Genomic DNA, 13,234 nt, shown 5'->3' on the forward strand with positions numbered 1-13,234 from the left:
AGGGAGTTTGCGTTGCGTGACTATGTGAAGATCGAGAAGGGCCTCGGACCGGAGGGGCGGATTGCGGTGGTGCGGTTCGACCGCGGCGATGGCATCAACGCGCTGTCGCCCGAGGCGCTGCGCCAGCTCACCGCGGCCGCGCGCAGTTTTGAGGATGATTCCGCAACCTCTGTCGTGGTGCTCACAGGCAGCGCGGCTGCGTTCAGCGCCGGCTTCGACCTCAAGGATGCTGAAGGCCGCGCGCGCAAGGACATGGACCTCGGCACGCTGCGGCGGCATCTCAAGCTCGGACCGCGCCTGACTCACGCCTGGCAGGAGATGGAGCAGATCACGATCGCCGCCATCGAGGGCTTTTGCGTCGGCGGCGGCGTGGCGCTCGCCGTCGCGCTCGACTTCCGCGTCATGGGACGCGATGCCCATCTACGGGTACCCGAGATCGGGCTCGGCATGAACATGAGCTGGCAGAGCATTCCGCGCATGTTGCATCTGATCGGTCCGGCTCGCACCAAGCAGGCGGTGATCCTGGCCGATCAGCGCATCAGCGCGGATGAAGCCTATGAGTGGGGCCTGGTCGAGCAGGTGGTCGATCCCGGCCATGCGTTCGATGCCGCGATGGAGCTTGCGCGCAAGGTGGCAGCGCAGCCGCCGCTCTCCGTTGCCATGACGAAACTCACGGTCAACCGGCTGGCGCATGCGCTGGATAATCTCGCCAGCCACATGGACGTCGACCAGTTCGCCCTGGCAAGCCTCAGCGAGGACCACAAGGAGGGCGTCGAGGCGTTCCTGACGCGACGCAAACCGAAGTTCAGAGGGCGGTAGAAGCAGGCTCGGGCCATTGATTGCGCCGCGGACTATCCGTATACGCGGCGCTGGGACAAAATAGGCCCGATCAACGGGCCGGCAGACGACAATGACGATCGAGGGGGAGGGCCCATGACCGCTAGCTCGCAGGCGCCTGAGGCGAAAGGGTTTCGCTGGAAGCTGATCGCGCCGCTCGCGGTGTGGCTGGTGATCTATCTGTGGCCGGTGCCGGCGGGGCTCAACGTCAATCAGTGGCATTATTTTGCCGTCTTCGCGGCCGTCATCACCGGGCTCATCCTGGAATCGATGCCGGTCGGCGCGGTCGGCCTGATCGGGCTGACGGTTGCGGGCGTCGGCGGTTATATCGATCCCGATCCGACCAAGTCGCTGCGCTGGATGCTGGCGGGCTTTGCCGAGAGCACGGTCTGGCTGATCGTCGGCGCCTTCGTGTTCTCGATCGGGTACCGCAAGAGCCAGCTGGGCCGGCGTATTGCGCTCGTGCTGGTGCAAAAGCTCGGCACCAACACGCTCGGTCTCGGCTATGCGGTGGCGATGTCGGACTTCTTGCTGGCGCCGGCGACGCCCTCCAACACCGCGCGCAGCGGCGGCATCGTCTATCCCATCATCAGCAACATCCCGCGCATCTACGGCTCCGAGCCTGGACCGACCGCCGGCAAGATCGGCACCTATGTGATGTGGACCGCGTTCGCGTCGACCGCCGTCACCAGCTCATTGTTTTTCACCGCGCTGGCGCCCAATGCAGCGGCGCTCGCCATCGCCAAGAAGACCGTCGGAATCGACGTCAGCTGGGCGCAGTGGTTTATGGGCTTTGCGCCGCTCGGCCTCCTCCTGATGGTGCTGGTCCCGCTGCTCAGCTACGCGGTCTGCCGCCCCGAGGTGAAGAGCAGCCCGGAAATTTCCGAATGGGCATCGAAGGAGCTCGCGGAGATGGGCCCGATGTCGCGCAATGAGTGGATCATGCTGGCGCTGATCCTGCTCGCGATGTTCCTGTGGATCGCGGGCTCGAGCCCGGACATCCGCGTGCCGCTTCTGGGCTCGAATTTCGTCAACGCCACTACCGTCGTGTTCATCGTGATCTCGCTGATGCTGGTGACGGGCGTGATCGAGTTTGCCGACATCGTCGCCGAGAAGGGCGCCTGGGAGGTGTTCTTCTACTTCACCTCGCTGCTGACGCTGGCCTCGGGCCTCAACGAGATCGGCTTCATCAAATGGTTCGCCACCGAATACGCAAAGCCGCTCGCCGGGCTGTCGCCGTCGACCGCGATGCTGCTGCTGGTCGCGCTGTTCTTCTGGATCCATTATTTCTTCTCGAGCATCACCTCGCATGCCGCCGCCGTGCTGCCCGTGGTGCTCGCGGTCGGATCCGGCATCCCCGACCTGCCGGTCACGACGCTCGCCATGCTCTGCATGTATTCGCTTGGCTTGATGGGCGTGATCTCACCTTACGCGACCGGGCCGGCGCCGATGTATTTCGGCAGCGGCTATATCGGCAAGGGTCAGTTCTGGGGTTTTGGGCTGATTTTCGGGGTGCTCTATTTCGCGGGGCTTCTGCTGATCGTATGGCCCTGGTTGCGGGTCACCTGAGCCGGGGCGAGGGCCAAGACGGCGGCAGATGAATTTTCTTCAGTGGGGAGAAATTTGGAAAACTTCGTCCAACTCCCCGCAGATATCTGACATTGCCAGAGCGACCCGAAAGGGCGAAGGTGCGTGCTGCGATGCAGCGCTCCAGCCGAGTCCTCATCGCGTTTCACTCTCCGTCGCTTGATGCGACCGGTTCCCGGATGCCTCAGAGGCAAGCGGAACTATTGTGCATGAAGGCCGCCTCCATGAACGTCCACCCGTCGCTCGCGATCGGACAGCCGATCGAAACGCTTGACGCGATCCCAGGTCACGCGATCTCACCTGCCGCGACTGCGCCCGACGCGATGGTCCGCTTCGAAGGCATCTCGAAAACCTATCCGGCCTATCGCGGCAAGCCCGGCGTCAAGGCCCTGCAAAACATCGACTTCGCAATCCCGCGCGGTTCGATCACCGGCGTCATCGGCCGCTCCGGCGCCGGCAAATCGAGCCTGGTCCGGCTCATCAACGGGCTGGAGAGGCCGACCACGGGCCGCGTCATCGTCGATAATAGAAATATCTCGGCGCTCTCGGGCCGGGACTTGCGGCTGGCGCAGCGCTCGATCGGCATGATCTTCCAGCACTTCAATCTGCTGTCCTCACGCACCGCAGCGGCCAATATCGCGCTGCCGCTGGAGATTGCCGGCTGGGCCAAGGCCGATATCCGCGCGCGCGTGGCCGAGCTGCTTGCGCTGGTGGGCATCGCCGACAAGCACGACCGCTACCCGTCCGAACTCTCCGGCGGCCAGAAGCAGCGCGTCGGCATTGCCCGCGCGCTCGCGACGCGGCCGAGCGTGCTGCTGTCGGACGAGGCGACCTCGGCGCTCGATCCGCAGACCACGCGGGCGATCCTCGATCTGCTCGCGAACATCAACCGCGAGCTGGGCGTGACCATCGTGCTGATCACCCACGAGATGTCCGTGGTGCGCCAGCTCGCCAAGGACGTCGTGGTGCTCGATGCCGGCCACGTCGTCGAGAGCGGCCATGTCGCCGACATCTTCACCCACCCGAAGCATCCGATCACACAATCCTTCCTGGCCGAAGCGATCGGAGACAGCCTGCCGGTGTCGCTGGCGAGCCGGATCGTTTCGCAGCCGCCTGCGGGCGGACAGGCGGTGATCCGCGTCCAGGTGCGCGGGGCAGGGGCCGGCGACACGATGGTGGCGCGGCTCGCGCGCGAGCTCGGCCTCGACGTGTCGCTGCTGTCGGCCCGCATCGACGAGATCGGCGGCCAGCATGTGGGGTCGCTGACGCTTGGTATCCCTCTCGGCATCTCCGGCGGCGAGGACGCGACGACGCGCACGCTGGCCTGGCTTTCACAACATCAATTCCCCGCGGAGCGTCTCGGCTATGTCGCCTGAACTCATCAACCTGATCGTCCAGGCAACCGGCGAGAGCCTGTACATGGTCGGGCTCGCGGCGCTGATCGGCACCGCGTTTGGCCTGCCGCTCGGCGTCTTTCTCGCGACCAGCCGGAAAGGCGAGCTGTTCGCGGCGCCTCTCGTCAATCGCGTGCTCGGCATCGTCGTCAACGCGACGCGGTCCACGCCTTTCATCATCCTGGTCGTCGCCATCATCCCGTTCACGCGGCTGGTGGCTGGCACCTCGATCGGATCGACGGCCGCGATCGTGCCGTTGACGATCGCATCGGCACCCTTCATCGCGCGCCTGGTCGAGGCCGCGATCCGCGAGGTCGATGGTGGCCTGATCGAGACCGCATCCTCGTTCGGGGCCTCGCCGATGCAGATCGTGCTCAAGGTGCTGATCCCCGAAGCGTTGCCGGGTCTTCTGCTGGCGCTGACGCTCGCGGTGGTCAGCCTGCTCGGCTATTCCGCCATGGTCGGCGCCGTCGGAGGCGGGGGCTTGGGCGATCTCGGTATCCGCTACGGCTATCAGCGCTTCATGCCGGAGATGATGCTCACCGTCGTCGTCGTGCTGATCGCGCTGGTGCAGCTCGTCCAGAGCGCTGGCGATTATCTCGCGCGCCGGGTCAATCGCCGGCTGCGACATCGCTGACGCCGTTCCAGACATTTCGAACAAGCAGGTTCTTGTCGATCTGGAAGTATTCCAAAGTTCGAGACACGACTGAGCGCATTCGTCGCACGCGTTGCGCACGCGTCTGGAGAAATTCTAACGCAGTTCCTATCGCACTCCGAAATCGCCTGCGTTAGGGCGAGGCATCAAAAACGATACCGGCGAAGCCGGCAGTGCGTGGGGCCTCGACAGACGTGACCGACTTCCAACTTGCTTCGCGTTCCGACACGCGTCGTCGACAGATAAGGATTCTCTTCCTCGGAGCGGCCAGCACATTTGCTCTCGTCGTTCCCATCGGTGCCGTGGAGGCGCAGACGCAGATTCCCGCCGTCACCGTCGAAGCCCCGGCTCAGCGCGCCCGGCCTGCGGCGGTCGCATCAACGCGACGGTCAGGCGCGACACGCACCGCACGCGCCAATCGTCGCTCTCCGGCGCAGCAAGCCGCGCCAACCCAATCGGCATCCTCGAACGGCGCCACGGGTGAACGCGCCAATGGTCCGGTGCGCGGTTTCGTTGCGACGCGCAGCGGCACCGCGACCAAGACCGATACGCCGCTGATCGAAACCCCGCAGTCCGTCTCCGTCGTCACGACCGACCAGGTCAGGAACCAGGGTGCGGTCTCGATCGGCGAGGCGCTGCGCTACACCGCCGGCGTCAGCGGCGACGTCAATGGCGGCTCCGACACCCGCTTCGGCGCTCTCCAGATCCGCGGCTTCGACACCACCATGTCCGGCCTCTACGTCGACGGCTTGCGAATTCCCTCCAGCAATTACGTGCACTTCAACGGCCTCGATCCCTACGGCGCCGAGCGTCTCGAGGTTCTCAAGGGCCCGTCCTCGGCGATGTATGGCGGTAGCGGCACCGGCGGCATCCTCAACTATGTGACCAAGCTGCCGACGGCGCAGCAATTCGGCGAGGTCTCGATCTCCGGCGGCAGCTTCAACCGTTATCAGGGCCAGTTCGACATGGGCGGTCCCGCCAACAAGGACGGCACCGTGCTGTGGCGCCTGACCGGCGTGGTGCGCGACGGCGAGACCCAGGTCGACTTCACCAAGGACAACCGCGTCTTCATCGCGCCCGCCGTCACGCTCAAGCCGAACGAGGACACCACCATCACGATCCTTGCGAACTACCAGCGCGACCGGGCAGGGTGGGGTCTTCAGTTCCTGCCGGCCTCGGGCACGGTGTGGCCGAACAACGGCCGCACCATCCCCGTCTCGTTCTTCGCGGGTGTGCCGAGCTTCAACGCGTTCAACACCGAGATCGCGACCGCCGGCTACCAGCTCTCGCACAATTTCACCGACAACATCACGTTCCGGCAGAATTTGCGCTACGCCTATCAGCACAACGAGGAGAAGGTGTTCTTCGGCGGAGGCTATACCGACGAGGCCGCGGGACAGCTCGCGCGTTTTGGCAGCTACAGCAACTCCTACATCAACTCCTTCGCGGTGGACAATCAGCTCCAGGGCAAGTTCACCACCGGCTTCCTCAGCCACACCACGCTGGTCGGGATTGACTATCGCAACACCACATTCCGCGACACCGCCTTTGGCGTCACCACGTCCGCGCCCGAGATCAACGTCTTCAACCCGGTCTACAGCTACGACTGGACCATGGGCGCCATGAGCGACGACACTGGCGTCAAGCAGTCGCAAGTCGGCCTCTACGCGCAGGACCAGATCAAGCTCGGCCGGCTCTCGTTCCAGCTCGGTGGCCGCCAGGATTTCGTGACGACGCAGGTCGACAGCGGAATCTTCAATACGTCCGTCGCGAAGGATGCATCGGCCTTCACCGGCCGCGCCGCATTGATGTACAATTTCGACAACGGCATCGCGCCCTATTTCAGCTATTCGGAATCGTTCCTGCCGGTGCTCGCCACCGGCCCGAGCGGACAGCTGCTCAATCCCGAGACCGGCGTGCAGTACGAGGTGGGCGTCAAGTACCAGCCGATCGGCTGGAACGCGCTGTTCACCTTCGCCGCCTTCGACCTGACGCGCGACAACGTCGTTACCTTTGCGCCTCCGCTCAACATTGCCGAACAGACCGGGCAAGTAAAATCGCGCGGCCTTGAGCTCGAAGGCACGATGTCGCTCGCCGACGGCTGGAACCTGCGCGCGGCCTATGCCTATATCGATGCAATGGTCACGCAGGATCCGGTCAATGTCGGCAAGGCGCCGGTCACCGTGCCGCTCAACCGCGCCTCGCTGTGGAACGACTACACGCTTCAGACCGGGCCGCTCGCGGGCCTGCAGTTCGGCGGCGGCGTCCGCTATGTCGGCGCGACCTGGGGCGATGACGCCAACACGTTCAAGGTCGGATCGTCGACCGTGCTGGACGCGCTGCTCGCCTACACAAGGGACAATTGGCGGCTATCGCTGAACGTCACCAACCTCGCCGACACCCGTTATGTCGCCGCCTGCTACAGCCTGTCGGGCTGCTTCTACGCGGAGGGACGCAAGGCCATCGGCAAGCTGACGTATCGGTGGTGAGTTGGAATGAGGACGATGAGGCTCCACGAGAGGTCGTCATGGCCGGGCTTGTCCCGGCCATCCACGATCTTTCACGCGGCACTAAGAACGTGGATGCCCGGGACAAGCCCGGGCATGACGTTGCGGAAGATTCGGCACTCACACACTTTGCTCGTACTTGGCGAGATCTGAACGATGAGAGCGATATTCGGCAAGCTGCATCGCTGGGCGGGACTGCTGACGGCCGGATTCCTGTTCTTCTCCGGCATCACCGGGGCGATCATCTCCTGGGATCACGAGATCGACGAGGTCCTGAACAGCCATCTGTTCGACGTCAGCAGCAAAGGCCCGGCCATTCCTTCGATCGATCTCGCCAAGATGATCGAGCAGCGCGATCCCCGCGCGCGCGTGGTCTACCTGTTCATGACGCCGGAGGCGGGCCACTCGCTGTGGTTCTTCGTCATGCCCAAGATCGATCCCGCGACCGGCAAGCGTTACGCACTCGACTACAATCAGATCTTCCTCGATCCCAACACCGGAGCGGAGCTCGGCCGGCGCTATTGGGGCGCGGTGTGGCCGGTGACGCGCGAAAACTTCGTCTCGTTTCTCTACAAGCTGCACTACACCATGCACATCCCGGAATTCTGGGGCAGCGACCGCTGGGGCATGCGCGTGCTCGGCGTGATAGCCATCATCTGGACCATCGACTGCTTCGTCGGCTTCTACCTGACGCTGCCCTCGGGGCGCCGCGCCAGGGCGGCGCGGGCGCCGCAAGTCGCGCGCCAGCTCGAACGCGGCTTCTGGGCGCGCTGGGCGCCGGCGTGGACCATCAAGACGTCAGGCAGCGCCTACCGGATCAATTTCGACATCCATCGCGCTTTCAGCCTGTGGACCTGGGGCGTGCTGTTCATCATCGCCTTCACGGCGTTCTCGCTGAACCTCTATTTCGAGGTGTTCTCGCCGCTGATGAAGATGGTGTCGAACTACACGCCGACGCCCTATGAGCAGCGGCCATATCGCGATCTCGACGACCCCATCGAGCCCAAGGTCAGCTTCGCCGACATCGTCGCGCGCGCGGCGGCCGACGGCAAGGGGCGAGGCTGGACCGTCCCGGTCGGCTCGGTCAATTACGGCCCGGCCCATGGTGTCTATGCCGCGGCCTTCTTCCATCCGGGCGACGATCACGGCGCCGGCGGCGTCGGCCCGGCGCAGCTCTATTACGACAGCGAGGACGGCCGTCCGATCGGCGAACGGCTGCCCTGGGTCGGCACCGCCGCCGACATCTTCGTGCAGGCGCAATTTCCGTTGCATTCGGGCCGCATCGTGGGGCTGTTCGGCCGCATCCTGATCTCGATCATGGGGCTGGTCGTGGCGGCGCTCTCAGTCACCGGAATCGTGATCTGGTGGCGCAAGCGCCGCGCCCGTGTCCGGGTGCGTGAGACGGCGGCGATGCGCGTCGGCCAGCAGCTCACGCCGGCGGAGTAGGGTACCCGGCTTGCCGGATGAACCTTCCCGTCCGACATCGGCACAAAGACAGGAGATCGCCCCCAGCCTTTCGGACATCGAATGAGATCGCTTGCCTTGCTCTGCCTGCTCGTCCTGGCGACGCCCGCCCATGCGGCCGGGCCCGAGCAGCACTATCTCGACCTGCGCGATCGCTACATCGCAAAGTTCGCGAAGGCTCCGGAAAACGACGAGACCAGCAAGCAGCACGATGCGGCACTCAAGGAATTGACGGGTGTCCTGCGCGGCATGGTGGGTGCCGTCGCGATCAAGGGACTGCCGGCCGACGGCAGGACCAACGCCGACACGCTCTTCAAGGGCGACTCCGGCTTCGGCCATCTCGACGGCCTCGGCTTCGCGTCCGAAGGCGACAAGCTGCAGGCCGTCGTGACCACCACCGCGCTGCTCAAGCACTGGCTGCGCGAGCACCGCGAGGACGGCATGCCGCAGGAGATCGGCGCGGCATTCAAGTCGGACCGCTTCTACTATCAGGCGATCCAGGACTCCGCCTTTGCCAAATATGCCGAACTGCCGATCACGAAGCCCGCGGGAGCAAGCGCTGCGGTCGCTGTACTGGGCGTGCGCGGCAATGGCGATTTGAAGGGTCCGCCGCATGAAATCGATGTCGTCGCAATCCAGGGCGACAAGGTCTTCTTTCTCGCCGCAAGCGACGCGGTGAAGACGGCTGAGATCCCGGCCTGCGAAAAGGTCTGGAAGCAGATGATGGCCAAACCCATCGACAAGACAGACCCCCGCGGCGACATCACCCGCGAAGACAACGCAATGACCGCGTACACGGCGTGCTTCGCCAAGGAGGCACCAAGCCAGAGCTGGTATGCGACGGCGGTCAAGAAAGCGCAGAGCCAGCTGGAGTCGCTGCCGCTGCGCTAGAACGATCATCCAATTACCTTCGAGAGCTACAGCGTTGCGCGCGGCGCCATCGCTCGAAAATGCGCAATCGGAAATTGCAGCTCGTCCCGCAGATTCAACCGAGGCCCGAGCAGCGCGAAACGCTCCAAGCCGCATCGACGAGGTCATCGGCAACACCGTTCGCGGATTCGGCGACGACCGTGGAACTCGGTCCCGCCGAGGGGGTTGCATTGCGGTTGGAACCGAACGGGTAGAACACTTGAATCGCCGACAATTCCTGGAAGCCTCGGCATTGACGCCATTGGCAACGCTACTACCTGGCGCAGTGTCTGCGGCATCGGCGGCGGAGTTGCCGTTTGGCCCCTCTTATGTCCGCGAGCTTGCCCGCAATTTGGCGAGTAAGCCCTTTGCGCCACCAGAGGAAAAGGTCCCGGACGCGCTCAAGGATCTCACCTACGATCAGTACCGATCAATTCGCTTTCTGCCGGAGCGCGCGGCTTGGCGCAGCGAGAAGCTGCCCTTCGAAGTCCAGTTTTTTCACCGCGGGTTCTTTTATAAGAACAAGGTCGATATTTACGAGGTCTCCGGCGGACGAGCCGTACCGATCAGGTACCGGCGCGAGGATTTCGCATTCGGCGACAATATCGGCCAGGTACCGGACGTCGATCTCGGATTTGCCGGCTTTCGCATCCACGCCCCGATCAATCGGGCCGACTATTACGACGAGGTTTGCGCCTTTCTCGGCGCCAGCTACTTCCGTGCGGTTGCCAAAGGCGAGACCTACGGCCTGTCCGCGCGCGGTCTGTCGATCGATACCGGCGAGAGCAAGGGAGAGGAGTTTCCCCTTTTCAAGGCCTTCTGGCTGGAGAAGCCCGCGCCCGGTGCCACATCCGTCGTGGTACATGCGCTGCTCGACAGCAAGAGCGCTACGGCAAGCTATCGCTTCACGATCAGGCCAGGCGCTCCGACGGTCTTCGACGTGGAAATGTCGCTCTATCCGCGGATCGAGCTGCAACATGCCGGCTTGGCGCCCATGACGAGCATGTTCTTTTTCGGTCCGAACGACCGACACGATGTCGACGATTTCCGCCCTGCCGTGCACGATTCCGATGGGCTTGCCGTGTTCAACGGAAAGGGCGAGCAACTCTGGCGTCCGCTCAACAACCCACGCGATCTGCAGGCCAGCACATTCAATGACCTAAATCCGCGCGGCTTCGGTCTGATGCAGCGGGAGAGAAATTTCTTTGCCTACGAGGACATCGAATCGCGCTTTGAGCGTCGCCCGAGCCTCTGGGTCGAACCGATTGGAGATTGGGGAGAGGGCAGTGTGGTCCTATTTGAGATCCCGACCAAGGAGGAAGTTCACGACAACATCGCCGCCTTCTGGCGCCCGAAAACGCCTCTCCAGGCCAAGAGCGAAAACAACTACACCTACCGCCTGCACTGGGGTCCGGACGCGCCGAAGCCCAATTCCCTGGCCCGATTCACCCGCACAGGCGTTGGCGCGCGGGGCGACGACAGCAAATTGTTCGTGCTCGAGCTCGTCGGCGACGGACTGAAGGCGGTCGATCCCAACAAGGTGAGGGGAGCCGTCAGCGCTGACAAATCCGAGATCAAGAACGTCGTCACGCAGCCAAACCCGGAAACCGGGGGCTGGCGCCTGAGTTTTCAATGCGCCGTGAAGGACGCGCCTATCGAGTTGAGGGCGGTCTTGATGCAAGGCGATCAAGCCATCTCTGAAGTCTGGGTTTACCGATGGGCGCCCTGACGCCGTCACCCGCGCTTTCGCCTGAGCTCGGCATTCGGTATCTTCCCGATGAAACGCCTCTCCCGATGCTGCCCTGCCGATTGGAAGCGACCAATCGTGCCTATCCGGCGCGACTAGGGACCACCCCTGCCGTTGCAGCGCGGCGCCTGTTCATTGTCGGCGGAACGGTCGCGATCACCGCTGCGGGCGCCTTTGAGATGTACGATGTTCTCAAGGTTGGGGGTGTCACGGTCCTCGAAGGCATGGTGTTTGGGCTGTTTCTCGTGCTGCTCGCCTGGATCGCGTTTTCGTTCGTCTCTTCAGTAGCCGGTTTTTTTGTGCTCCTGCGGGGCCGCCCGGATGTGCTGTCAATTAACACCCACGGTTCGCTGCCCGCGATCAACGGCCGAACGGCAATGCTGTTGCCGACCTACAACGAGGATCAGCACCACCTCATGGCGCGACTCCGCGCCATGTACGAGTCGGTCGGCGAAACCGGACAGGCCCCGTTGTTCGATTGGTTTCTGCTCAGTGACACCACAGATCCGGACATCTGGATTGCCGAGGAGCTTGCGTTTCTAGACCTGCAGCGCAACTGCGGTTCAGGCCATCTCTATTATCGTCACCGCTCCGACAACACCGCCCGAAAGTCCGGCAACATCGCCGAATGGGTGAGGCGGTTCGGTGGCGCCTACGACTACATGATCATTCTCGACGCGGACAGTCTGATGAGCGGAGAGACCATCGTTCGGCTGGCGGGCGCGATGGAAGCGAACCCGCAAGCCGCGCTGATTCAGACGCTTCCGATCGTGGTCAATGCGCGAACCCTGATCAGTAGGCTCCAGCAGTTCTCGGGTCGGTTGTACGGTCCGCTGATCGCGGCCGGGAACGCCTGGTGGCACGCCTCAGAGGGCAACTACTGGGGACACAATGCCATCATCAGGGTGCAAGCTTTTGCGCAAGAGGCCGGCTTGCCCGAATTGCGCGGGAGGAAGCCTTTCGGCGGGCACATCCTCAGCCATGATTTTGTGGAAGCCGCACTGATGCGGCGGGCGGGGTGGGGGATTTTCATGGCCCCCGATCTCGGTGGGAGTTTCGAGGAGGTGCCACCGTCGCTACTGGATTTCGCCGCGCGTGACCGCCGCTGGTGTCAGGGCAATCTCCAGCACCTTGCCGTTCTGCCGGCGCGAGGCCTGCACTGGGTCTCCAGGCTTCACCTGCTGACCGGGATCGGCTCCTATCTCACCGCGCCCCTGTGGCTGCTGTTTCTATTGCTCGGAATCCTGATCTCCTTGCAGGCCTATTTCGTCAAGCCGGAGTACTTTCCCAAGGGCTTCTCGTTGTTTCCAACGTGGCCCGCACAGGATCCCGTGCTCGCCGCCTGGGTCTTTGCCGCGACAATGGGGCTCCTCATCGTCCCCAAATTGCTGGCCTACCTCGTTTTGCTCACCAGGCGTGCGGAACGGCAGGCATTCGGCGGCGGATTTCGCGTGCTGCTGGCGGTCGTCGCCGAGAGCCTGCTTGCCGCCTTGATCGCCCCATCCATGATGATCTTTCAATCCACCGCCGTTGCGGAGATCCTGCTGGGGCGTGATGCGGGCTGGCAGGTGCAACGGCGAAGCGATGGCAGGATCACGCGCGATGAAGTCTATCGTAAATTCACGGTGCCGACCCTATGCGGTCTGGCTATGGCGGCAAGCGCCTATGCCGTGTCGCTTCCGCTGCTGCTCTGGATGTCTCCGGTGATCATCGGCCTGGTTTGCGCCATTCCGATCGGTCTCGTCACGTCGACGGCACCGGGAATGGCGCACCTGTTTGCGACCCCCGAGGACAATCGCGCGCCGGCGCTGCTGCAGAGGGCGAGAGAACTTGCCGGCCTGGATCGGATCCAGGCACGCGCGGCTCTGATCGAACTTAGACAGAACCCCGCGTTGCTGGGACCGCACATGCAGTCACTCGAAACGCCGGCTCGCAAATCGGGCCAAATCGACATAGATCTCGCGATCGGCCGGGCCAAGATTGAGCAGAGCGACGATTTCGAGGAAGTCGTCAGCAGCCTCAGCGCACGCGAGACCCTTGCCGTGCTGAAGCACCGACAAGCCCTCGAGCAAGTCATGCGAATGCCGCGAGCTACCGCTTCCGCGGATGTCTAGGTCATCGCGTTGTAGGACAG

General features: G+C 63.7%; 9 protein-coding genes. All 9 read left to right on the forward strand.

The genetic code is table 11. The features are described 5' to 3' along the window. Positions 1 to 12 precede the first annotated feature (12 nt). The 9 genes from AC0L3J_RS33875 to mdoH all read left to right on the forward strand — a co-directional run bounded on the left by AC0L3J_RS33875 (position 13) and on the right by mdoH (position 13,214). On the forward strand, positions 13 to 819 hold the full coding sequence (locus tag AC0L3J_RS33875) for an enoyl-CoA hydratase/isomerase family protein (protein ID WP_456764371.1): 807 nt from the start codon (positions 13 to 15) through the stop codon (positions 817 to 819). Between the two features lie 114 nt (positions 820 to 933). After that, the gene (locus AC0L3J_RS33880; RefSeq protein WP_473349954.1) at positions 934 to 2,406 is read left to right on the forward strand and encodes a DASS family sodium-coupled anion symporter; all 1,473 of its coding nucleotides are present in this window, start codon (positions 934 to 936) and stop codon (positions 2,404 to 2,406) included. 227 nt (positions 2,407 to 2,633) lie between these two features. Beyond that, a complete protein-coding gene (locus AC0L3J_RS33885) occupies positions 2,634 to 3,800 on the forward strand; it encodes a methionine ABC transporter ATP-binding protein (protein WP_473349955.1) in 1,167 nt (388 codons plus the stop codon). After that, on the forward strand, positions 3,790 to 4,455 hold the full coding sequence (locus AC0L3J_RS33890; RefSeq protein ID WP_473349956.1) for a methionine ABC transporter permease: 666 nt from the start codon (positions 3,790 to 3,792) through the stop codon (positions 4,453 to 4,455). Before AC0L3J_RS33885 ends, AC0L3J_RS33890 begins: the two co-directional genes overlap by 11 nt. Before the next feature lie 518 nt (positions 4,456 to 4,973). Further along, on the forward strand, positions 4,974 to 6,962 hold the full coding sequence (locus tag AC0L3J_RS33895; protein WP_473349957.1) for a TonB-dependent siderophore receptor: 1,989 nt from the start codon (positions 4,974 to 4,976) through the stop codon (positions 6,960 to 6,962). A 174-nt stretch (positions 6,963 to 7,136) separates the two neighbouring features. Beyond that, on the forward strand, positions 7,137 to 8,426 hold the full coding sequence (fsrB, locus tag AC0L3J_RS33900; RefSeq protein WP_473349958.1) for a siderophore utilization protein FsrB: 1,290 nt from the start codon (positions 7,137 to 7,139) through the stop codon (positions 8,424 to 8,426). 81 nt (positions 8,427 to 8,507) lie between these two features. Next, the gene (locus AC0L3J_RS33905; protein WP_473349959.1) at positions 8,508 to 9,335 is read left to right on the forward strand and encodes a hypothetical protein; all 828 of its coding nucleotides are present in this window, start codon (positions 8,508 to 8,510) and stop codon (positions 9,333 to 9,335) included. Between the two features lie 238 nt (positions 9,336 to 9,573). Next, the gene (locus AC0L3J_RS33910) at positions 9,574 to 11,082 is read left to right on the forward strand and encodes a glucan biosynthesis protein G (protein WP_473349960.1); all 1,509 of its coding nucleotides are present in this window, start codon (positions 9,574 to 9,576) and stop codon (positions 11,080 to 11,082) included. Continuing rightward, entirely contained in the window at positions 11,070 to 13,214 is a 2,145-nt protein-coding gene (gene mdoH / locus AC0L3J_RS33915; protein ID WP_473349961.1) for a glucans biosynthesis glucosyltransferase MdoH, read from the forward strand. The genes AC0L3J_RS33910 and mdoH overlap by 13 nt, the downstream gene beginning before the upstream one ends. Positions 13,215 to 13,234: the final 20 nt, after the last annotated feature.

It is taken from the genome of Bradyrhizobium sp. Kon37, assembly GCF_055807535.1.